This is a genomic window from Phormidesmis priestleyi ULC007, from assembly GCF_001895925.1.
In the GTDB taxonomy this organism is placed as follows: domain Bacteria; phylum Cyanobacteriota; class Cyanobacteriia; order Leptolyngbyales; family Leptolyngbyaceae; genus Phormidesmis_A; species Phormidesmis_A priestleyi_A.
On the sequence record NZ_MPPI01000060.1, the window covers coordinates 1 to 22,181 of the forward strand.

General features: G+C 50.1%; 23 protein-coding genes. 11 read left to right on the forward strand and 12 right to left on the reverse strand.

Going from position 1 to position 22,181, the window contains the following annotated elements; all coding sequences use genetic code 11:
• Positions 1-211 precede the first annotated feature (211 nt).
• Positions 212-1,615: an AAA family ATPase gene (locus BRW63_RS29250; protein ID WP_073075091.1), complete on the reverse strand. Its 1,404-nt coding sequence runs from the start codon at positions 1,613-1,615 to the stop codon at positions 212-214.
• 7 nt (positions 1,616-1,622) lie between these two features.
• Positions 1,623-1,784, reverse strand: coding sequence for a hypothetical protein (locus BRW63_RS28625; protein ID WP_189645277.1), 162 nt, complete (start codon positions 1,782-1,784; stop codon positions 1,623-1,625).
• Positions 1,785-1,974: 190 nt separating this feature from the next.
• Between BRW63_RS28625 and BRW63_RS25185 the strand changes: the two genes are divergently transcribed.
• The gene (locus tag BRW63_RS25185; RefSeq protein ID WP_073075092.1) at positions 1,975-2,856 is read left to right on the forward strand and encodes a LysM peptidoglycan-binding domain-containing M23 family metallopeptidase; all 882 of its coding nucleotides are present in this window, start codon (positions 1,975-1,977) and stop codon (positions 2,854-2,856) included.
• 166 nt (positions 2,857-3,022) lie between these two features.
• Positions 3,023-3,742 carry a response regulator gene (locus BRW63_RS25190; protein WP_073075093.1) on the forward strand — a complete coding sequence of 240 codons (720 nt, stop codon included), beginning with the start codon at positions 3,023-3,025 and terminating at the stop codon, positions 3,740-3,742.
• A 45-nt stretch (positions 3,743-3,787) separates the two neighbouring features.
• Here BRW63_RS25190 and BRW63_RS25195 read toward each other — a convergent pair whose 3' ends face one another.
• Positions 3,788-4,780: a 1-acyl-sn-glycerol-3-phosphate acyltransferase gene (locus BRW63_RS25195; protein WP_223257513.1), complete on the reverse strand. Its 993-nt coding sequence runs from the start codon at positions 4,778-4,780 to the stop codon at positions 3,788-3,790.
• Between the two features lie 147 nt (positions 4,781-4,927).
• Entirely contained in the window at positions 4,928-6,346 is a 1,419-nt protein-coding gene (glgA, locus tag BRW63_RS25200; RefSeq protein WP_073075094.1) for a glycogen synthase GlgA, read from the reverse strand.
• Between the two features lie 146 nt (positions 6,347-6,492).
• On the opposite strand from glgA, the gene BRW63_RS25205 reads away from it, so the two are divergent.
• The gene (locus BRW63_RS25205) at positions 6,493-6,768 is read left to right on the forward strand and encodes a PDDEXK family nuclease (protein WP_073075095.1); all 276 of its coding nucleotides are present in this window, start codon (positions 6,493-6,495) and stop codon (positions 6,766-6,768) included.
• A 95-nt stretch (positions 6,769-6,863) separates the two neighbouring features.
• Here the strand turns inward: BRW63_RS25205 and BRW63_RS25210 are convergent, their stop codons facing one another.
• On the reverse strand, positions 6,864-7,382 hold the full coding sequence (locus BRW63_RS25210) for a DUF29 family protein (protein ID WP_073075096.1): 519 nt from the start codon (positions 7,380-7,382) through the stop codon (positions 6,864-6,866).
• A 45-nt stretch (positions 7,383-7,427) separates the two neighbouring features.
• Entirely contained in the window at positions 7,428-8,393 is a 966-nt protein-coding gene (gene hemC, locus BRW63_RS25215) for a hydroxymethylbilane synthase (protein ID WP_073075097.1), read from the reverse strand.
• A 187-nt stretch (positions 8,394-8,580) separates the two neighbouring features.
• Between hemC and BRW63_RS25220 the strand changes: the two genes are divergently transcribed.
• Both BRW63_RS25220 and BRW63_RS25225 read left to right on the forward strand, forming a co-directional pair.
• Positions 8,581-8,862, forward strand: a complete 282-nt coding sequence (locus tag BRW63_RS25220; RefSeq protein WP_223257514.1) for a Uma2 family endonuclease — start codon at positions 8,581-8,583, stop codon at positions 8,860-8,862.
• Between the two features lie 220 nt (positions 8,863-9,082).
• Positions 9,083-9,814, forward strand: a complete 732-nt coding sequence (locus BRW63_RS25225) for a glycosyltransferase family 25 protein (protein ID WP_073075098.1) — start codon at positions 9,083-9,085, stop codon at positions 9,812-9,814.
• A gap of 1 nt (position 9,815) precedes the next feature.
• On the opposite strand, the gene BRW63_RS25230 is transcribed toward BRW63_RS25225, so the two are convergent.
• A complete protein-coding gene (locus BRW63_RS25230) occupies positions 9,816-10,682 on the reverse strand; it encodes a TlyA family RNA methyltransferase (protein WP_073075099.1) in 867 nt (288 codons plus the stop codon).
• A gap of 116 nt (positions 10,683-10,798) precedes the next feature.
• A complete protein-coding gene (locus BRW63_RS27905) occupies positions 10,799-10,936 on the reverse strand; it encodes a hypothetical protein (RefSeq protein ID WP_181314495.1) in 138 nt (45 codons plus the stop codon).
• A gap of 117 nt (positions 10,937-11,053) precedes the next feature.
• Here BRW63_RS27905 and BRW63_RS25235 point away from each other — a divergent pair, with 117 nt between their 5' ends.
• Positions 11,054-11,863: a creatininase family protein gene (locus BRW63_RS25235; RefSeq protein WP_073075100.1), complete on the forward strand. Its 810-nt coding sequence runs from the start codon at positions 11,054-11,056 to the stop codon at positions 11,861-11,863.
• A gap of 299 nt (positions 11,864-12,162) precedes the next feature.
• Positions 12,163-12,357, forward strand: coding sequence for a hypothetical protein (locus BRW63_RS27910; RefSeq protein ID WP_073075101.1), 195 nt, complete (start codon positions 12,163-12,165; stop codon positions 12,355-12,357).
• A 110-nt stretch (positions 12,358-12,467) separates the two neighbouring features.
• Here the strand turns inward: BRW63_RS27910 and BRW63_RS25245 are convergent, their stop codons facing one another.
• Positions 12,468-14,633 (reverse strand): NAD(P)/FAD-dependent oxidoreductase, encoded by a 2,166-nt coding sequence (locus tag BRW63_RS25245; RefSeq protein WP_073075102.1) that lies wholly within the window; start codon positions 14,631-14,633, stop codon positions 12,468-12,470.
• Between the two features lie 149 nt (positions 14,634-14,782).
• On the opposite strand from BRW63_RS25245, the gene BRW63_RS25250 reads away from it, so the two are divergent.
• Complete coding sequence (locus BRW63_RS25250; RefSeq protein ID WP_073075103.1) at positions 14,783-15,016, forward strand: hypothetical protein; 234 nt, start codon at positions 14,783-14,785, stop codon at positions 15,014-15,016.
• A 64-nt stretch (positions 15,017-15,080) separates the two neighbouring features.
• Positions 15,081-15,992, forward strand: coding sequence for an ROK family protein (locus BRW63_RS25255; RefSeq protein WP_073075104.1), 912 nt, complete (start codon positions 15,081-15,083; stop codon positions 15,990-15,992).
• A 20-nt stretch (positions 15,993-16,012) separates the two neighbouring features.
• Here the strand turns inward: BRW63_RS25255 and BRW63_RS25260 are convergent, their stop codons facing one another.
• Genes BRW63_RS25260 through der form a run of 3 tightly spaced genes read right to left on the reverse strand, consistent with a single transcriptional unit; the run spans position 16,013 to position 18,693 of the window.
• Positions 16,013-16,228 carry a hypothetical protein gene (locus BRW63_RS25260; protein WP_073075105.1) on the reverse strand — a complete coding sequence of 72 codons (216 nt, stop codon included), beginning with the start codon at positions 16,226-16,228 and terminating at the stop codon, positions 16,013-16,015.
• Positions 16,229-16,279: 51 nt separating this feature from the next.
• On the reverse strand, positions 16,280-17,266 hold the full coding sequence (locus BRW63_RS25265) for an energy-coupling factor transporter transmembrane component T family protein (RefSeq protein WP_073075106.1): 987 nt from the start codon (positions 17,264-17,266) through the stop codon (positions 16,280-16,282).
• 53 nt (positions 17,267-17,319) lie between these two features.
• Positions 17,320-18,693, reverse strand: a complete 1,374-nt coding sequence (gene der, locus BRW63_RS25270) for a ribosome biogenesis GTPase Der (protein WP_073075107.1) — start codon at positions 18,691-18,693, stop codon at positions 17,320-17,322.
• A 216-nt stretch (positions 18,694-18,909) separates the two neighbouring features.
• On the opposite strand from der, the gene BRW63_RS25275 reads away from it, so the two are divergent.
• Both BRW63_RS25275 and BRW63_RS25280 read left to right on the forward strand, forming a co-directional pair.
• Positions 18,910-20,358, forward strand: coding sequence for an anthranilate synthase component I (locus BRW63_RS25275; protein ID WP_223257515.1), 1,449 nt, complete (start codon positions 18,910-18,912; stop codon positions 20,356-20,358).
• 336 nt (positions 20,359-20,694) lie between these two features.
• The gene (locus BRW63_RS25280) at positions 20,695-21,993 is read left to right on the forward strand and encodes a glycosyltransferase family protein (RefSeq protein ID WP_073075109.1); all 1,299 of its coding nucleotides are present in this window, start codon (positions 20,695-20,697) and stop codon (positions 21,991-21,993) included.
• Positions 21,994-22,181: the final 188 nt, after the last annotated feature.

Here is a 22,181-nt window from a genome sequence, read left to right on the forward strand (position 1 = left end):
TATTCTTTGAGAAGTTCGTCAATTAATTCAGGTCGAAAGGTCATGAGTTTGTGTCTCTGGTGATGGGTTCATTAGATCGTGTTTTGACCTCTGACACAAACTAATTTACACTCCCCGCCAACTAACTCTACGATGACTGCTCGATCGCCAACATTCGTGATGGGTGCCCTTGCCCAACTTCAGCCAGCACAGCGCATAGTTGTCTAGCGACTCAAGACTCTCTTCCCGTCTGAACGCCCGACATCTCATCTGGGATATCTTCAGCCAAGAGAGTCGTGAGCAACTCATCGCTTAAAGACGAGAGCACCGCCAATCGATTTGCTTGCCTTTCAAGACTCTTCTCAAACAGATTGCGAACGAGTCTCGCGTTGCCAAAAGTCTTATCTCGATTTTCATACAGATCTGCAAACAACTTTTGCAGTTTTTCACCTGCACCAGGAGCCAGTTTAAAATGACTTTTGCTGGCCATTTTTTCAAAGATAGCGAGCAACTCTTCTGGCTTGTAATGATTGAAATAAAAATAGCGATTGAAGCGCGATTCTAAACCCGGATTTGACTCAATAAATGTGGTCATTTCATCGGTGTAACCTGCCACAATCACGACTAAGCGATCGCGATGATCTTCCATGCGTTTCAGCAAGACATCGATCGCTTCTTGTCCAAAATCACGCCCCGATTCTCCGGGCACCAGAGCATAAGCCTCGTCAATAAACAGCACGCCGTTGAGCGCTGACTTGACGAGATCATCGACTTGTTTGGCGGTTTGACCCACATATCCCGCGACCATGCCAGAGCGATCGGTTTCGACCAAATGCCCTTGGCTGAGAAATCCTAGCCCGTGATAAATGCGACCCATCAATCGAGCGACAGTGGTCTTTCCGGTTCCCGGCGGCCCGCAAAATACAGCGTGAAGAGAAACCGTTGTTTTTGCCAAACCTCGCTGCGATCGAATCTTTTGAACTTTGAGAAAATTGGTCAGCGTCTTCACCTCTTCTTTGATGTTGCTCATCCCTATCAGGTCGTTAAGTTCGGCGAGTGCCTCTTCTAAAACGCGATCGAGATCGGCTGAATCAGATGTTTGAGTCGGAGTCAGACCTTCTCGATAGCTGGCTAACTTGCGGTAAGAGTGGAGCCGCTGCCAAACTAAAGAGAGTGCCTCCAAGTCTTGCAAAGTGACCGTGCCGTCGGCTTTAACGATCGCTTGAGCAAATTTATAAATCGCGTTGGTTGCATCACCGAGATAGTTAGTTCCCTTTTCTTCATCCAGTCGGTTCAAAATTGACGGCAACTCAAAGGAGTCAGATGGCTGAGTTTGAGTCAGGTCTAAGATAATTTGCAGCGTTAACTTCTGATATTTGAGGCGCTCTTCGGGTGACTCATCCCATCGGTTGAGGGCTGCATCGAGCTTTTCGGCATCTTGTTTGATTAGGGCGTAAGTGACCAGATATGCCAGCAGTTCTGCCGCGCTCACCTTGCCACTGCTGCGCCCACATAGCTGAATCAGCTTGGCTAAATCGACCAAAATCACATCCGCAAACGCTGCATTGACTTTTAAGAGCGGCGCTAGAGATTTATAGAGCAGATTTGCTTCTTGTTTGAGTAGCCTGGAATTCATAAATAGTTTAAGTGCGGTTCCCAGAGGGTCTGATTAGCGGGGTTGCCTCGCACGATCGAGCCAAGCGATCGACGAATTCCATTTCAGCCACGATATCGGGAATTTGACCGGATCGCAACTTTGGATAGTGGATTGTAGACCCGTTAGAAGCAAAAATTACCCTCTGCATTCTCGATCAGGCATAGACCTCGGATTTCTTTAAGAAATCCGAGGTCTGATATCGGCAAATTTTCATGTCTGTCTATTTATCAGGACGATCGCCCCATTCAGTCGCCCGGTTTTTCAGACCTGAAGTTAAGCACCGCTCAAGTCTTGGCCGCTAAACTGTGAGAGGGTTCTTACGATTAGGAGGGTTGTCAATGCGGCGATTTAATCTTTCAAATGTAGTGATCGAGTCCCGTCCCTGGTTCGTCGTTTGCGTCCTTCTCAGCGGACTGATGGCTTCGTCTACAAATGCCGCACCGGCCGCAACCTGTCAGGCTCCCGCGCTGTCTCGTGTCGTTCGTCACAAAGTGGTGGCTGGCGAAACCCTTGAAGGAATTGCCCGTAAATATAATCTGATTCCCGCGACGCTGATGGGCATGAACCCGGTGTTAAGAACTGGAAAGGCTCCGATCGGGGCAAATATTCTCGTGCCTCCTTACAATGGTATCCGTGCCGAAGTTGCGGCTGGGCAAAGCTGGCGAACGGTGGCGGCTCGTTATAAAGTGCGCCCCGATGTGTTGTTTGAGATTAACGGCTGTCAGCCTGCACCCAAAGTGGTATTTGTGCCTGGGGTCAATTGGTCGCCATTAGATGGACAGCCTACTCAAGCCAATTCAAGCGGTTTGTCGGGCTATCCGCTCTCTGCTAAAGCCAGCGTTGTTCTGGGCTATGGTTGGTATCTGCCGACCGGACGCAATCAGCCCGTGTTTCACACTGGCATGGATCTGGTGGCAACAGTTGGCGCACCCGTTTTAGCGATCGCCGATGGCACGATCGCTTTTGCAGGTCAGCAAGGTGCCTATGGAAAGTTAGTGGTGATTAACCATCAGCAGGGCTATCAAACTCGCTATGCTCAGTTGGGCACTATCAAAGTCAAAACAGGACAAACGGTGAAACGAGGAGCCACGATCGCGACGGTTGGCAAAACAGGCACACCGAGTTCTAGTACCCCACATTTGCATTTTGAAGTGCGATCGAATTCTAAACTGGGTTGGGTGGCAGAAGACCCTCAGCCAATTTTGCAACGAAATCGGTAATGACAAACACATCTCTGTCCGGCGATAGAGGAAAGAAGCTTCTAAAGGTAGACAGAGCGACTGATGGTTGCCCCTTAGAATTTTCTCAGGTGAGAGATCACCCTTCAAAAGAGTGATTTGACTAAAGTATTTAAACTTTCATTTAGATTGTGTTAGAGGTTGAGTAATGGATCACTTGCGCGTCCTAATTATTGAAGATCATGACCTGACCCGGATTGGCTTAAGATCAGCGCTTCAGCAGCGAGAAGGCGTTGAAGTTGTGGGCGAAGCTAGAGATGCCAAAACTGGGTTGAGCCTGCTGCGGTCGGTGCCGTCAGATGTAGCGATCGTCGATGTGGGGTTGCCTGACATGACTGGCATCGAACTCACCCAACAATTCAAACGGTTTCAGCGCGCTGGAGAAGCCACCGAAACCAAGATCTTGATCATGACCATGCAGGATCATGAAGACACCGTTTTGGCAGCGTTTGCGGCGGGTGCCGACTCCTACTGCATGAAAAATGCCACGATCGACCAGTTGATTGAGGCGTTAAAAATCACCGCAGAAGGAAACGCCTGGATCGATCCAGCGATCGCTCGTGTCGTGCTGCAACAGTCTCAAAAAACTTATGCGAATGCAGGCGCGAATCCTACGTCCAACACGATCGCTATTAATGGATTATCCGAAAAAGATGGTAACTTTATTCCCGCTTATCCACTAACAGGAAGAGAGTTAGAAGTCTTAGCGCTAATCGTCGATGGATGCAGCAATGCTGAGATTTCTGCAAAGTTATATATCACTGTGGGCACGGTTAAAACTCACGTTCGCAACATTCTTAATAAGCTGGGAGCCGACGATCGGACTCAAGTTGCAGTACGGGCTTTGCGAACTGGGCTAATCCGATGATCAGGATTGTGGATTTGGATTAGATAATATTGGTTATTTGCAATGCTAGTTTCGTAAGCGATCGAGTTCTTTTTGCATGTCCGCTCTCAGTTCTTCGGCTTGGTGATAGAGGTGCGATCGCGCTGTCTCATTCTGCGAAAGTGAATGCTTCCAGGAATGCTGAATCGGCTGTAAGTAATAGCGCAGTCGCGTTCTCACTGCCCAAACTCCCATTGATGGAAACAGCAGAAACACGAGCAGCAACGGCGACACCGGAAGCAACGGCATTTTTAGCCAGCGAGCCAGCCGTTTGCTGTTAAAAGTCCAGGGATGCAGATATTCGTTGCCGAGGCAAATCACAGGCAAAATCGGCACCTGATGCTGAACGCTGAGACGAATAAAACTCGGATCAAACGTGGCTAAATCGTAGCGATCGCGCCATCCTTTGACCAAACCTCGCCAGCTTTCGGGCGCATAGAGCAGCACGGTTTGTTTTTGTGAGATAGCGTGTTCAAAGCTCTCTTTTTCTGCCCTAACCGCGCCCAACGTCTGCGCCCAGCCGCGTGGCACCCACCACACCAGCCAAGGATGATCGAAAAAGATTGAATGCGCGACGGGTTGCACATACCAGCCTTTTTTTTGGCTTAAGAGAACGCCCAAACACAAAAAATCCCACGGGAAACACATGCCCGCGTGGTTGAGCGCCACGATCGCTGGAGGTGCATCAGGCAAGTTTTCTAGCTGGTGCAACTCTGCTTGAAAAAATCGGGTGGCGATCGGCGTTAAAATCTCGTCTCGGAACACTTGCTGATAGTGCGGGTCAGGCTCACTAGATTGCGATCGAGGCGATCGACCTCCTAGCCTTAGCCACCGAATTAGCAATGCTAAATAAAATCCGCCAGGAATCAGAAACAGCAGATATTCCAACCAGTTCCAGCCATCGGGGTCGGGTTTGTAGTGTTGCCAATGGCGATTAAACAAAATCAGCCAACCGGGAGGATACCAAAGGCAAACCCAATCAAACCAACCAAACTGATAGGACTCATCTGTCTTATTCACAGCAAGACTCAGCGATTCACAGCTAACTCTATTTGTACCAATTTCAACCACAATTGCGATCGAACGATCGTGAGAGGGCACGGCATGCCATGCCCCTACGATACCCCGCGCTTGCGCTGTACGAATCTGTCACATTCGCAAATCATTTTAAGATACGAGTTCTGCTTGCTTTTCGGGCTGCGGCTCTTCGGGCGGCAAGCCCAATACTTGGCGATAGAGCTTGACATATTCGATCGCCGATTTTTCCCAGCTAAAGTTTTCTTTCATGCCGCGTTGCTGAAGCTCTTGCCACTGAGGTTTAAACCGAAACGCCTCCCACGCGCGCACCAGACAGGTGTACAGATCGAGCGGTTCATAGCGATCGAAGCAATAACCCGTCCCGGCATGGTTCATCGGGTCATGATGCGTCACTGTATCGACTAAGCCACCTGTGCGGCGCACGATCGGCACACAGCCATAGCGCAACGCCAACAGTTGGCTGATGCCACAGGGTTCAAACCGCGATGGCATCAAAAAGGTGTCTGCCCCGGCATAAATGCGTCGTGCTAGGGCATCGTTATAGAGCAGATAGACGGCCATGCGTCCGGGATATCGACCTGCCAATTGCCACATCTGCGTTTCATAATAGCGATCGCCCGTTCCTAATAAAATGAATTGAGCATCGCTATAAGCCATGAAGCGATCGAGCATTTGAATCACTAGATCTAATCCTTTTTGCTCGACTAATCGCGATACCATTCCTAAGACCAACGCTTTTGAGTTGACTTCTAAGCCGACTTCTTCTTGAAGCGCAATTTTGTTTTTAAGGCGCTGATCGATTGTTTCGATCGTAAAGGGCTGCGCTAAACTTTTATCCACCGCCGGATCATACGCTTCGATGTCAATGCCGTTGAGAATGCCTGACAGTTTGCCCCCGATAAATGACAGCAATCCTTCTAGGGTTTCGCCATAGGCAGGCGTTTTAATCTGCTCTGCGTAAGTGGGTGACACGGTGTTGACCCGATCGGCAAACTGCACTGCCGCCGCCATCACGTTATGACCTTGCATATACCACGGGCACCAGGTCATTTTCTCCAACTTCCAGCGCCACGGCCCCTGATAAGCCAGGTTGTGAATGGTGAACACAGTAGAAATATCGGGATCTTGGTGCATCCACACTGGAATCATCCCCGTGTGCCAGTCGTGACAATGCACAATCTCAGGCTTCCAATAATTCCAGCAAAACTCGGCTGCGCCGTTAGAGAAGAATGTAAACCGCCACTCTTCATCGTCTCCGCCATAAACGCGACGCGGGTCAAACACTGGGTGCCCAAACAAATAAAGGGGAACGTCAGAATCGGGCAACACCGTTTCGTAAACCGCGAACTGATTAAACATCGCGCTGCCCTTCCAAATCGGGTCGGCGGGAATGTCGATTTTGTCTGGCAAAAACCCATAGTAGGGCATAAAAATTCGCACATCGTGCCCCATTTCTCTGAGCACTTTGGGCAAGGCACCGACCACATCTCCCATGCCACCGACTTTAGCGATCGGCGCAGCTTCGGCCGCAACTATCAAAATTCGCATCTTAGCTCTCGTGTCCCCTTTGAGTAGTCAGCACTGTGATCATACCGATTAAGGGGCACGGTTCAACGGGTTGGAGCGATCGCAAATTTGAGCACCTGCCTTCTCGTCTGTGACAGAATGAAAGCACCCATCGCAAGCCAGGTTTTATGGTGAAACGTTCCTTAGTCTCAACTCTACGGTTAGAGAACGGCGATCGACTGACTCGCGGTGAGTTTGAGCGCCGATATGCAGCCACCCCTGAGAAGTTTAAAGCAGAATTGATTGAAGGAGTCGTTTACGTGGCATCTCCAGTTCGAGTCAGAAATCACGGTAGACCTCACGACTACATCATGGGCTGGTTGGGTGCTTATGTTGCAGCAACCCCAAAAGTCGATATTGCAGACAACTCAACTGTCAGACTAGATCTAGACAAGGAGATTTAGCGACTGTTTTAACCGAGTTGCAGAAAGGATTAGCACCATCAGAACATGGGGAATTTGTCGATCGATTAAGCAGAAAGTAGAAAATAAATCGTTTTCTATTCTCTCCCTTCGTACCATTCTTGACCGCCGGACAAGCTAGCTAGGCGACGATTAACCACCGCAGGAAGTTCTTTTGTTGAATGCTGATAGGTCAAATTAAGTAATCTTTGGGCAGTCAGAATTAATAAAGCTCGATCGACTCGTTCACTCACCTGAATCGGGTTAAATCGTCCGTTCAAGACTTCAATGCTGGCAGGGGCAATCGCTGCTTCGATCGCTTCCTCCAAAAACGGTTCCCACTCATCAGCTTTGATGTAATGAGATGTTTTATTGTCTTTAAGGTTGAGTTTTTTGATTTGTAGAATTGAATCTGAGATCGAAGCAACCCAAGAATTTGTTAATCGTTCTTCAAGCTGATTTTTAATGAGATGAACAAGCATCCTGACGAGAAACGATTCAATATTTCGCAGGATGGCTTGTTTACTCATTCCTTCTAGTTCATCAACCAGCAGCAGCGCATCATCGTAACGACCTTCTAAGATGCTTGATCTCAAATCAATTAATTCTTGAGTCATCTTAAATGTCCTCACCAATTTGTGCTTAATGAACTCTGTTTAGCGTTACCGAACGGCGGCAGAAATCTCGTCTAAGATTTGTTTTGCGCCCTGCTCGACAAGTTGATGAGCCAGTTGAGTGCCCAACGCTTCAGCCTCGATCGCGGCTCCCGAAACTTCACCTTTGACGACCTTTTGACCGTCTACACTCGCAACAATTCCTGTCAGCGTCAGTGTGTCGCCCTTGAGAACGGTGTTGACCCCGATCGGCACCTGACATCCGCCTTCGAGTTCTCTCAAAAACGCTCGTTCTGCATAGCAGCGATAAGCGGTCGGCTGGTGTTCTAACGCTTTAATCACTGAGAGAATTTCGGCATCATCGCTGCGGCACTCAATGCCCAAAGCACCTTGCCCAACCGCATGAAGTGAGATCTCAGCCGGGATGACTTGATGCACGCGATCGCCCAACCCTAACCGCTCTAAACCTGCCACCGCCAAAATCAGCGCATCATATTCGCCTGCGTCTAATTTTGCGAGACGAGTAATCACATTGCCGCGCACATCTTTAAACGCAAAGTGCGGGAAGTGATGACGAAGCTGTGCCAACCGTCTGAGCGAAGAAGTTCCGATCACGGCACCTTCTGGCAGCGTATCGAGTTGCTTGCCTTTGTGTTTTTCGTGTACCACTAGTGCATCGGCGGGATTTTCGCGATCGGTAACACACCCCAGCATCAACCCTTCTGGCAACCGCGTCGGCAAATCTTTGAGCGAGTGAACTGCAAAATCAATGTCTTGATTCAGCATCCCAACTTCTAATTCTTTGGTAAACAGCCCTTTGTCGCCAATCTTTGCTAATGCCACATCCAGGATCTTGTCACCCTGAGTGCTCATTGTGTGAACTTCAAAAGTGTGATCGGGAAATGCCTTCTGCAACTCTGCCTGCACCCAATGGGTTTGCACAAGCGCAAGCTGACTTTTGCGAGAACCGATGCGGATAGTGCGGCTAGAAACGGGGGATGTGGTGAGAGACATATCAACGAGTATGTGAAACTGGCTTTGATGGTGACTCTTTCCACCTTACCGCAGTGCGTCGCCCCGATCGGCAGCGTCTAGCGATCGCAATGATTACAGATAATTAAGCTGGGGCAGTTTGATTTTCGTTAACTTATGTCGAGTCAAGTAACATGATCGATGATTTCTTATTACTGCCTATCCCTGCTTGATCGTTGAAGTCTTGTCCCCTAGCACTGAAGCCTACGATCGCGGTGGAAAATTTGCCCTCTACCGCCGCATGGAAAGTTTGCAAGAGGATGTTTTGGTTGGGTCTGCAACCAAGACCGTTGATGTCTTTCGGCGGAGTCAATCGGGAGTATGGACATTTATTCTCTACGGCGAAGGCGATGACATTGAGCTAACGAGTGTGGGTTTGACGATTCCGATCGAGGTGATCTATGAAGATGTGTTGCTGGTGCAACCTGAAACCCAATCCTCTTTCAAATGACGGTGATTGAGGTTGATTTAGGTGCTGAATCCAGGGAGGAACCGTCAAATCCGCCCTCACCCTAGCTCTCTCCCAAAAGGCGAGGGAACAAGAGAGTTCTGGCTCCCTTCTTCTTGAGGAAAAGAGTTGGCGAGGGCTTCGCCCCACTTCGTGAGGAGGACAATTTATACTTTTATTAAGCAACGCCGAAATCTGATTGGTCAAAGCAAAGGAGTTAGGGATGTTGGTCAAGGATTTTTTTGAACGTATCTATGTGATCAATCTACCTGAGCGAGTCGATCGTCGCAAAGACATAATACGAGAACTGAATAAAGCGGAGCTACCGCTGACTCCCAATAAAATTGAAATTTTCTCTGCCACTCGTCCAGAGAGTGCAGAAAGATTTCCTAGCATTCCAGTTCGAGGCTGTTTTTTAAGTCATCTCGCAATCTTAAAACAGGCAAAGCGAGAGGGTTTAGCAAACGTTTTGGTGATAGAAGATGACCTGACGATCGCAAAGAAATTTGTGCCCAACCAGGCAGCGATCGTTGAGCAGTTGACGCAATCTGATTGGGGATTTGTCTATCTCGGACACACGGCGGAAGTTTCTAAAGACACGCCTATCAAGCTGCAACCCTTTCCGGCTGATGAGTGGATATTAACGACTCATTTTTATGGCGTGAACAGCACAATTTTCGATCGCCTGATCGATTTTCTGGAAGAGGTGCAGCAGCGTCCGGCTGATCATCCTCAAGGCGGAGCCACTTATCCTGATTGGGCATATAGCTACTTTCGCGCTCAAAACCCCGATGTGTTGACGTTGATTGCAGCACCCAATTTGGGATGGCAACGTAGTTCTCGCAGCGACCTGCATGGAACGGCTTGGTTTGACACTACGCCAGTGGTCAGAGATCTGGCTGGGGTCGCCCGAAGGGGCAAGATTTGGTTAAGAAACCTGCAAGACAAGTCTTAAACTATTCGGGTTCATTAAACTGATCTGCGGAAGGTGGTTGGTCTTCTGGTTTGGTTAAGGCTTTGTGCGCCGATCGCGTCAGTTGTCTAATTGCCTCCAAGTCAGGCGATGTTGGAGAATTTTCTAGGTTCGTCACCTCTAGCCACAGCAAATATTCAATGTTTCCGGCTGGCCCTAAAAGCGGTGACCAGGTGAGTCCTCGATAGCGCCAGCCGAGTGCTTGAGCGGCTTGCAAAACTTGAAAGATTGCGCCTGCCTGATCTTTGGTGTCGCGGACTACGCCTTTTTTGCCGACGCGATCGCGCCCGACTTCAAACTGGGGTTTGACGAGCAGCAAAACTTCACGCGGATCTTGCAGCAGCTTCCACATAGCGGGCAGCACTTTTGTGAGCGAGATGAACGACACATCGACCACGCCCAAATCGGGATAGGGCTGATCGGGTTGATATAAGTCTTCTGGGGTGAGGTTCCGCAGGTTGGTTCGCTCTCGCAAAATGACGCGGGGATCTTGTCTGAGCTTCCAGGCGACTTGCCCGTAGCCGACATCAATGCCATAAACCAGTTTCGCACCCGCTTGCAGCAGACAATCTGTAAAGCCTCCGGTTGAGATGCCGCCATCGAGACAGATGCGATCGCTCACTTTAATTTCAAAAATTTGCAGCGCTTTGACTAGCTTTTCGCCGCCGCGAGAGACATAGGGCGATTTTTGTTTGATTTGAATCTCGGCGCTGATGTTGACTTCGGTGCCGGGTTTGTCGATCAGTTGGCGATCGACCCTGACTTCTCCGGCTTGGATCAGGCGTTGGGCCTGTTGGCGAGAGTCACAGAGGGCACGGTCTACCAGTAGAGTGTCGAGGCGCTGCTTCAAGAGTTTTGAGTTTTAAAGTTTGAGGGCTGCGTAGTCATGATAGCGGGGACGGTTACGGTTCAGAACACGATCATAAGCTTCTAGGTTTTCTGCATCCAGTTCTGCTGTATTGGACATTAGATCAGGTTCCTATCGGTTAAAAGCTCAACCACGATCGGATGTACGTCATACCAAGTTTTGCGATTGCGATATCCCAAAACGTGCAGCCCGTGCAACAAGTCTAAGAATTCTTTTTGTGTCGAATCGTCAGGCATTAATTTTGTAGCTGCAAACTAAATGCTTCTAATACTTCGCTCATCAGGAATGTGCTATCGACATTATCCTCGCCTTCCTGATCTAGCATATCTTAATGATTTATCCCTTATCTCCTTATGCTTCATGGTTTCATTCCACCCGATCGCTTCTTTCCCTATCTCACTTGGACAGATATTCAGGCAATGCCTGACAAAGAAAATGTCGTGATTGTGCAGCCGATCGGAGCGATCGAACAACATGGACCTCACTTACCGTTGGTGGTCGATGCCGCGATTAGTGTCGCTGTCTTGGGAAAAGCGTTTAGCCAGTTGGATGCCAGCATCCCCGCCTATGCACTGCCGTCGCTGGATTATGGCAAGTCAAACGAGCATTGGCACTTTCCCGGCACGATTACGCTCAGTGCTCAAACGATGTTAGCCGTGTTGATGGAGGTTGCAGAAAGCGTCTATCGATCGGGCTTTCGCAAACTGGTGTTGATGAATTCTCACGGAGGACAGCCGCAAATTATTGAAATTGCAGCACGAGATTTGCACCAAAAATATGAGGATTTTATCGTGTTTCCGCTCTTTACCTGGAAGGTGCCGAACTTGCCGATCGAGTTAATCACCCCCAAAGAATTAGCGATCGGTATTCACGCGGGAGATGCTGAAACCAGTCTGCTGCTGTCAATTCTGCCCGATCAGGTAAAAATGGATCGGGCGGTGGCTGAATATCCACTCAATGAGCCACGAGACGGATTGTTAAGCATGGAAGGGGCACTACCCTTTGCTTGGACGACGCGAGATTTGAGCAAGAGTGGTGTGTTAGGCGATCCCCTGCCTGCCACTAAAGAAAAGGGCGATCGCCTGCTCGAAGCGCTTGCCAACGGTTGGGTTGATGTGATTAAAGAAGTTTATACGTTTCGTCAACCAAAAGCATGGGATTAATAATCCATGAACTCGATAAAGCTTTTCGCTACGGTTGCAAATCCGGGCTGCCCCCTAAATCCCCCAAGTCTGGGGGACTTCATGCCCAAAATTAAGGTTCAAAGTCCCCCAAAATTGGGGGATTTAGGGGGCTGAAGCGCTGAATAACGAAGTGAGGGAACTCATCGAACTGACATTAATGACGATCGCTTACAAATCATCTAGGTTTGTAACAAGCGAGATTTTTTATTTGTGAATCTGATTAAAATCGGGAGTTATACACTCGTGCGCTTCGCTTATCCCATTTTTGGAGAAATCACATGGCAGAACTCACTTGTATGGTTCCGATTCCGACCACGCTACAAGAAATCGATGAAGCGGTTAGAAAGTTTCAAGTGAGCGATTTGGACGGCTCTGACCTTTATTGTCAGTGGCAAGCCATTCGCGATGCGTCTCTAGAGCAGTTGGCGATCGAAACCGACAAAAACCCTGTGGCGGGTGGAGACAGCTATTAAAAAGGGATGGTTGTAGGGGCAATCCCCCCGTGGTTGCCCTCCGTCAGGGGTAGGCACGGGGGCACTACCCCTACAGCTATTTCATTCTCATTCTGCAACGCCCAAACTTTCTAGCTTGGAACCTGACTTTCTCTAGTCGTTGTGCTGGAATCTAAATGAGGCTCTGAGAGTTCAGGGGGCAGCCCACGCACTGAAAACCTTGGCTTTGGCATCGCTTGCGGTTTGCCCATGCCATAGGTGATCGCATAAGCGTGGGACAATAACCACAGCCACAGCGCCGGGAAACGCGGCTCTAGCCAGGGCTGCGATCGATGCAAAACTCCAGGAAACCAGCCTGCAAAAATCCAGCTTAACAGCGCATTTAACCCAAAGTTGAAGTAGCTGCCGAGCCATCGAATCAGGTCTTTTGCGCCTGCCATTTCCCAGATCCACAGCAGCAGTGCTGGGTTTTTCACAGCCGCAATGATCGCCATCTGGTTAAACCGCAGCCAGGTGACTCGATCTTTGATAAACGCTTCTGCAATGTCAGGGGGCTGGGTGGCTAACACATCAAAAAAGGTGTTGAGCATCGCATTCACCTGCTGAGGCGGCAGAGACTTGCCAGTCGGCACCATCATGCCTTTTGAGAATAGCCAGGTGACGGCAACATTGCTTTGATAAGCGCGAATGCGATCGAGATGTCGAGCCTTTAACAAATCGTGCTTGAGGGCAGTGTCAAGCAAATGAGTCATGCGGGAGAGGTTTCTCACTAGCGAACCAAAGCCCGTGAAGACGAGCGGTGATTGCAGCGACGCAGCATCACCGATCGCCATTAACCGATCAAACGCCACCTGACGATCGTGATCGTTAACGCTAAAGTGACCCGGAATGTAGCCAAAGGTCGGCTTGCTCCACACGAGTTTCTCCATCTCGCATCGGCGATATTCAGGCACGATCGTAAAGAAATCCTCATACATTTCTAGCAGTGAGCTGGGGTTGTCGGGATGCACTTCGTGATAGTGAAACAGATAAAAAGTTAAATCTTTGCCTTCACCCGGAAATAGCTCCCAAATAAGCTGTCGTCCTCGTGATATGTCGCCGTGACTGTTGAGCACATCGCCAAATTGAGCATCCCAGACTCCTGGCTCAAACCCGTCGCTGATCACCGCTCCGACCGTCGGACAGACACTATCAAAAGCGCGTCCTCCATTGAGTTGCCACGCGATCGGAGAAGCCGTTCCCATCGCATCAATCAGCAAGCGCCCTGTGACCTGTTTTTGGCTCTGGGAAGGTAAATGTTGAGTCTGGATTGTGACGCGATCGAGGCTGATGTCGGCTCGCAGAAACTCGGTTTCTTCCCAAATTTCGCCGCCACACTCGCGCAACTTCTCGCCGCAGATCTTCAGCAGTTTATCGGAGTCGATCGCGATATTCAAAACCGTTGGCGTGTGCAGCACCCGCGCTTTTGCCTGCGGTGGATTGTTGGCATCAAAGAACTTATGGAACCCATCGATGTATTCTCTGGCAATGACTCGATCGAACTCCGCCGGAGTAAACAACTCTAAATCAATCAAACTTTGAAACTCGCTGCGCGAAATATTCCATTCGCGATTCATCCGTCCGAAGGGCAAACGCTCGATTAGCAGCACCCGATAGCCCAACCGAGCCATCACAGCCGCATGAATCGTGCCGAGAGCGCCCCCGACATAGATCAGGTCGTAGGCGGGAGGCGTTAGGGATTTGGCACTGGGAATTTTGGACTTGGGCGTTTCCGGGTTTTGAAAAACGACTTGTCTGGGCTGTTGAGGATTTTTCACACCTTCCCGCCAGCGCTGTTCCCACCAATAGACGCGAGTCAGGTCATATTCCCCGTTGGGCATTTTCTGAAAATAGTGGACGGTTTGAGGATAGGCATCTGCCAATGCTTCAAAGATCGTCTGAGTTGAGAGATCAATTTGGGCAGGTGCCGGGTAGTTTTGCGGAAAGTGTGTTCTAATCGCTTGGGTCAGGTGCCGCACAAAAGATTTTTCGTGAGGCAGCGATCGCGATGCCCAGCGAAACACTTTTAAATAAGTCGTGCGCTGAAGCGTCCAAATAAAAACCGAGAGTTCTTCAAAGTTCTCAGATTTAGGAGCCGATTGATTAGCAGTTCTCACATTTTGCGAAGGCAGCCGCAGTCGAAAACCTGCTGCTGTCGGTACTTTCTCCCCAATTTCTGGCTGATACTCCTGCTGAAGCCAGTGCATCACCTGCTCTGTTTTTGGGGTAGGAACCTCTAAATAAAGAATCTCTTTCATTTGGGGGATCTAAACTCCGATAGATTTACTGAGGGAGAAGGGCTTGACAGGGGATCAAAATACGATAGACTCCTGAATACCAAACATTCTAAAGAAACTTTACAACTCTCTCATAATTGACTGCGACTACAGCGCCATATAACTCTGCCATGAACTATCCTATTCCAGCGAATCCCCAAGAAATCGCTGCACTTCGACAAAAACCTGTGAATGAAGAACTAATTGTTGCCGCGATCGCAGAGGTTGTCCAACTGGCACGAGCAAAAGGACAGTCTCTAAACGAGTTGCTGTCAGAGATTTTGGCAGATGACAGCTTGCTAGAGCAGGCGCAACGACGCTGGCTGAGTGAGATCGTGGCGCAAGCGTGGCAGGGGCTACCCTAAAAAGGACGAAAGAATCATATAAAGTCTAGAGTTCTCGTATATGAGAGGCGAGAGCAGAGACAGCATGAAATTGACAGACAGGAATCAGGTTCTGGGCATTGATCTGGGGGGAACCGCAATCAAACTGGGGCGGTTTAAAGCGGATGGCGTTTGTTTACAATCTTTAACGGTGCCAACGCCTCAACCTGCAACGCCAGAGGCAGTGTTAGCAGCAATAGTGGCGGCGATCGCGCAGGTCGATCCTAATCATGAGAGCCGAGCGATCGGAGTTGGAACGCCTGGTCCTGCTGACGCTAATGGGCGAATTGCCAGAGTAGCGATTAATTTGGCGGGTTGGCAAGAGGTGCCGCTTGCCGATTGGCTTGAAGCCAAAACCGGACGCATAACAGTGCTGGCAAACGATGCCAACTGTGCAGGTGTGGGCGAGGCTTGGCTAGGGGCAGGGCAAGGCTTACGCGACTTAATCTTGCTGACGCTGGGCACTGGGGTTGGTGGCGCAATCATCATCAACGGCAGTCTGTTTGTCGGACGAGACGGCTCTGCTGGAGAATTAGGCTTGATTGCCCTTAACCCGACGGATGACGCGCCTCTCTGTAATAGTGGCAATCGTGGCTCACTCGAACAGTATGCGGCGATCGCGGCGATTCGTCGACGCACTGGGCTAGAGCCTGACCAACTCGGCAAACTCGCCCAAGCCGGAGAACCCAACGCGTTAGAGTTTTGGCGACTCTATGGGCGAGACTTAGGAATCGGGCTAAGTAGTCTGATTTATGTGTTGACCCCAGAAGCGATCGTGATCGGCGGCGGCATCAGTGCCAGTGCAGAATTTTTCTTTCCGGCGATCTGGTCAGAGATCGATCAGCGAGTGTTGCCTAGCTCTCGTCAAGGCTTGCAGCTTTTGCCCGCAAAACTAGGAAACCAGGCAGGCATCGTCGGCGCGGCGAAGTTAGCGTTAGAGCGGAGGCAGTTGGACTGAATTCTAAAACCTGAAACCTTTTATTCCTCTAAGCGGTGTCCGGTGGTTTGCTCGATATAGTTCAAAATCATTCGATAAGTGTCGGGGTCTTTTTGTTGGTTGACGACGATCGTGATGCTTTCATCAGACAGACTAAATGCGACCCGACCCGTTGAGGTCTGGTAAAAGGCGGCGATCCGGTCTAAGTCAATGATATAAAGAGCGCGATCGAAGGTTAGCTTGATCCAAAAAGCCACAAAGTTCCCCCATAGTCTGCTCTTTCAGCATTCCAGATCTGTTGCAATTCTTCAAACAAATCTTGCCACCCACAGCAGCGCTAGAGCACCTAGCGCTAACCAGTCAAGTCGCTTAAGGTGCAACTGGTGCCACTCAACGCGATGCCGATCGGGGCTAGTAAACCCTCGCACTTTCATCGCGCTAGCAATCTGTTCTGCCCGCAGCAGCAGATTTTCTAAGAGCCGCTCTGCAACCAACATCCAAACCTGCACACTGCGCCGAAGTCCAAGTTTTTTCCAGTTAATCGCGCGGGTTCTCACCGATCGCACCAAGTTCTGAAATTCTTCTAGCACAAGGGGAATAAAGCGCAGGGAGAGCGTCAACGTCAACGCGATTTCGGTCACAGGCACTCCAAATCGGCGCAGGGGACTCATCAAATCTTCAAGCCCGGCGGTGATTTCTTCAGGAGCCGTTGTCAGAAGATATAAGTTTGTGCTGTAGAGCAAGGTAAATAAGAGTGTGCTGACCCGAATTGCTAGATCGAGCGATCGCCGCGTTACGGTGAGCGGACCTCGCTTCAGCAAAATGTAGCGATAAGTCGTCGGTTGGGGCAGATCGGGACGCTTGAGCGCCTCAACTGCCCCGTCTTGAGTACCAGGCTTTTTGCCAAAATTAAACGGGTTATACCAGACAGGCGGCGCAACAGGTGCAGATACTACATTTGACTGCTGAACAAACGCTAATTCGTTTTCGGGCAATCGGGATTGGTGATTGGCATTTAAGCCGTCTGGAGCGATCGAGACTAATGAAAACACATACAGCGAGAGCAGCGCCAGCCAGCCGATCTGCTGCTTCCACACACGCAGAGGAATCATCGCTGACACCGTGATCAGCACTAAAAGAATCACCAAAAAGATTCGCCACTCTGGGCTTGCCAGCAGCGGAGTGGCTAAAAAGCTCATTAGCCACGCCAGTTTGACGCGGGGATCAAGCCGATGTAGCCAGGTGATGGGTTGTTCTAAATAGAGACCGAGGGGCAGCGATCGCAGTAAATCCATTCGATTTTGGGCTGAGGGATTTTGGGCGGTTGAGATTCGCCAAACTCTAAACCTTAGACCTTAGTTCTCACTTTAATCGCTCGGTTGACGCTGCCGCGTTCCATTTCGCGCACTTTTTTGCCGCGCCACAAGAGCCGCACCGGGGTGCCTTTAAATCCGAGCGATTGACGGAACTGCCGCTCGACATAGCGCCGATAGCCTTCGTTAAACAGGGTAGGGTCGTTGACAAATAGCGCGATCGTCGGGGGGCGGGTGCTGACCTGGGTGCCGTAGTAGATTCTGCCTTGGCGACCTTGGCGCGTGGTGGGCGGCGAGTGCCATCGGGCTGCGTCTTCGAGTACTTCGTTAATCACAGAGGTGGTGACTCGGCGCTGGTGCTGCTCGGCGGCAATATCAATCAGGTCAAAAATCTTCTCAACTCGCTGACCTTTTTCGGCACTGATAAAAATGGTTTCTGCCCATTCGAGAAAGTGCAAGCGATCGCCGATCAGCTTTTCATATTCATAAATGGTGGTCGAGTCTTTCTCGATCGCGTCCCATTTGTTGACGACGATCACACAGCCGCGACCTTCATCGGCAATTCGCCCTGCCAATTTTTGGTCTTGTTCGGTGACTCCATCCACCGCGTCTAGCACAAATAGCACGACATCGGAGCGATCGATCGCTTTGAAGGCGCGGTTGATGCCAAAAAATTCGGGCCCATATTCGACGTTCTTTTTCTTGCGAATTCCGGCGGTGTCAATGAGGCGATAGGGTTTGTCTCCGCGCTCGACGCCCATATCGATCGCGTCTCGTGTGGTGCCAGAAATTGGACTGACGATCGAGCGCTTCTCTCCCACAAAGGCGTTGAGTAAGCTAGATTTGCCGACGTTAGGACGGCCGACGATCGCGACGCGGGTTTCTTGAACGTCTTCGATCAGGCTGGTGTCAGGTAAGTGAGTCAGCAGTGCGTCCATCAATTCGCCAGTGCCGCTGCCGTGAATGCCAGACACCGGGAAGGGTTCGCCGATGCCCAAACTCCAAAACTCGGCAGCCTGGGTCAGACCATCTTCTACCGATTCACATTTGTTGACTGCCAGCAAAACCGGAACGGGCTGTTGACGCAGCCATCGAGCAATTTCTTCGTCGGCGGTGGTCAGGCCTTCTTTGCCATCGACGATAAAAATAGCCGCGCTTGACTCTGCCAAAGCCGCTAATGCTTGTTCACGAATTAGGGGCAAAAACTCGGTGTCGTCATCAAACACTAATCCGCCTGTGTCAACCACCAAAAAATCTCGATCGCCCCAAAAGGCAGGTTTGTAGGTGCGATCGCGGGTTACGCCGGGTTCATCAAAGACGATCGCGTCTTGCAGCTTTGAGAAGCGGTTGACGAGGGTTGACTTGCCCACGTTGGGACGACCAATAATAGCAACAATGGGCAAGGACATAAGCAAAATTGAGGGATGAGGGGATTGAGCAAAACGGGCTGAGGAGGGTCAGTCTTAAATTTTCGTCAGCATCCTATTCTAACGACTTTAAATAAAAGTTTGCCGATCGATTTGTTGAGCGTTTTCAGAGTAGGTTGAATTGCACGTTGCGTTCACTTTAGGATCGTGAATTAAATCATATCGGTTACTTGCAACGATAACGGGCACGGCAGTGCCATGCCCCTACACAAATTATTTTGTTTGCTGATCATGGATGTCATTTTGCCTTGGCACTGGCGATCGCTGCCGCTCAACCAAAAAACGGGTTCAGAAGTCTTTGCAGTGTTGTTTAAATCAAGCGACGGGACGATCGCGACTTTGCTAGAAAGTCCTTATCTGGCATCGTCGGATGGTTCGTTGACGAGATATTCGCTGTGTGCGGGTGTGCCGCGTGTGGTGGCAGGAAAGCCGCAACTGTGGACTCCTGAGATCGGTGAAATTTTGCCTTTTCTGCAACAGTTGCTCGATCGTCCAAATCTTCAGTCTGATCTCGTTCCTGACTCGCTGCCCTTTAAAGGAGGCTGGCTGGGCTGGCTGGGCTATGATTTGGCGTGGGAAATTGAGCGACTGCCTTATCTCAAGTCTGATTTGTTGCCCTTTCCGATCGCTTATTGGTATGAGCCTGAATGCTTTGCGGTCTTAGATCATCAGCAACAAATTCTATGGATAGCGGCGACCGAGGTTGGTCAACTCGATCGGATGCAAGAAAAATTAGCAATGCCTTTAGCCGATCGAGAATCGCTAGTCCTAACCGAGAATTTAGCCCCAAAACCTGTCGCGTTTCACCTGTCGCAAATCGATTATGAAGCTGCTATTTTGAAGGCTAAAAAACACATTCAAGCTGGGGATATTTTTCAAGCCAATCTGTCTCTAAGATTTGAAACGCAAACCTCCGTCGATAGCTGGTCAATTTATCAGGCATTGCAGCAGATCAATCCTTCTCCGTTTGCCAGCTATTGGCAAACTCCTTGGGGCGCGGTGATTAGCTGTTCGCCTGAGCGATTGGTGAAATTGCAGGAGCAACACGCTGAGACTCGCCCGATCGCAGGCACCCACGCTAGAGGAATCAACCCTGATCAAGATCGCCAATTTGCCCAAGACCTGCTCAACAACGCCAAAGAACAAGCAGAACACATCATGCTAGTAGACTTAGAGCGCAATGATTTAGGACGGGTGTGTGAATGGGGATCAGTCAGAGTCGATGAACTGCTGACGATCGAGCGCTATAGTCACGTAATGCACTTAGTTAGTAATGTGATCGGTACGCTAAAAACTCAATATACTGCTGTCGATTTGATTCGTGCCCTCTTTCCAGGAGGCACGATTACGGGGTGTCCTAAAGTGCGCTGTTTGGAAATTATTGAAGCACTAGAACCCGATCGCCGCAGCTTATTCTATGGGTCTTGCGGCTATCTAGATCTGCGAGGCAATTTGGATCTGAATATCCTGATTCGGACGCTGCTCTACGCTCCACAAGCCGACGGCACAAATCTCGTTTGGGGACAAGTTGGAGCGGGTATTGTAGCAGACAGCGACCCAGAGCGAGAATGGCACGAATCGCTGCACAAGGCACAAGCGCAACTCGCAGCCCTAAAACTTGCGATCGCAAACCAAGATAAGGTGTGAAAGGTTTGTTGTTCTTCCCCTGGATTTAAGACCCTCGCCCCCAACCCCTCTCCCGCAGGAGCTACGGTGTACACACAAGTCTTCTGATCCCGTCATCGCCGAGATCTTTGCCCCCTAAATCCCCCAGAATGGGGGACTTTGAGCCGAGACTCCAGTTTCAAAGTCCCCCAGAATGGGGGATTTAGGGGGCTGAAGCCGACTGAAACGGAGCGACGAACACCTTGTGTGTACACCGTAGCCTATAGGAGGAGCTAGAAATCTTGTTCCCTCTCCTGCGGGAGAGAGCTAGGGTGAGGGCAGTTCGGAGCATCTGTCCAGCTAGATACTGATCTGTTAATGTCTGACCTCTCTCACCCGATCGATATTCTGATTCTCTCTAATGGCCCTGGAGAACTCGCGACCTGGGTCAAGCCTGTGGTGCGATCGCTGCGGCAAATTTTAGGCGACGATCGTGCCCTGGTTCGCATTTCTGTAGTGCTTTCGCCGTGCCCTAATGCGAGTGGGCAAGAGGCTGATATCGCTCTGAGCTATCCAGAAGTCGATCGAGTGCAGGCGGCAAAGGCTTTCTACCCCTTTTTGCTGCGGGGTAAAACTCTTGATCATTGGGACTGGCGCGATCGCGGTGTGGTGCTTTTTTTAGGCGGCGATCAATTCTTTTCGGTGATTCTCGGCAAGCGGTTGGGCTATCGCACGGTCACTTACGCAGAATGGGAAGCCCGATGGCATCGCTGGATCGATCGCTTTGGCGTGATGCGTTCGGAAATCGTTGATCGTGCCCCTAAACAACAGATTCAAAAACTGACGATCGTCGGCGATTTGATGGCAGAAGTTGCCCACTACCGAGAGAAAGAGCCATCCAATGTTCAACAGTCTGAAGAATTGATCGGGCTGCTTCCAGGTTCTAAACCTGCCAAACTCGCGCAAGGGGTGCCATTTTTGTTAGCTGTTGCTGAATTGATTTGGCACGATCGTCCGCAGGCTCGGTTTGTGATTCCGGTTGCGCCCACTTTAGATCTACAAACCCTAGCTCGATTTGCAGATCCGCAACAAAATCCAATTTTGCCTCTGGTTGATGGGGTCAGCGCTCAATTAGTGTTACCGACTTCCGCAACAGAACGCGCTTATTTAGAGACGCAGAGCGGGTTGCGCGTCCAGCTTTGTCAAAATCAGACCGAACGAATTCCGGTTTATTCGCTGCTGTCGCGGTGTGACTTGTGTTTGACGACGATCGGAGCCAACACTGCCGAGTTAGGTGCGTTAGCGGTGCCGATGATTGTGGTGGTGCCCACGCAGCAACTCGATGCGATGCGCGCTTGGGATGGCATTCCGGGGCTGCTGTCCAACTTGCCAGGGGTTGGGTCAAGTGTGGCGAAGCTGATTAACTGGCTTTATTTGCAGCGTGTCGGGTTGTTGGCATGGCCCAATAAGTGGGCAAATGAAGAAATTGTTCCTGAACTTGTGGGGCGGCTCCAGCCCAAAGTCGTGGCAGACCTTGCTCTAGATTTTCTCAATCACCCTGAAAAACTGCAACAAATGCGTGACAAACTTCGCAGTGTTCGGGGAGAGCCGGGAGCCGCAAACAAGTTAGCGCAAATTGTGCGAGAAGAATTAGAAAAGTTTGATTGCAAAACCTAAAAAAACGTCAGTTCGACGAGTTTTTTCGCTTCGTTGTCAGCGGCTTCTGCCCCGTAAATTCCCCATTCTGGGGCAGGGCTGATCTATTGAAAGAAGGAAAATAGTTTCTGGACATCGTGCGCCAAGAATCGCAGCCCTCTGGTGATCGAATCAAAACCATTGAGCCGAAAGAGATTCAGGCAGAAGGT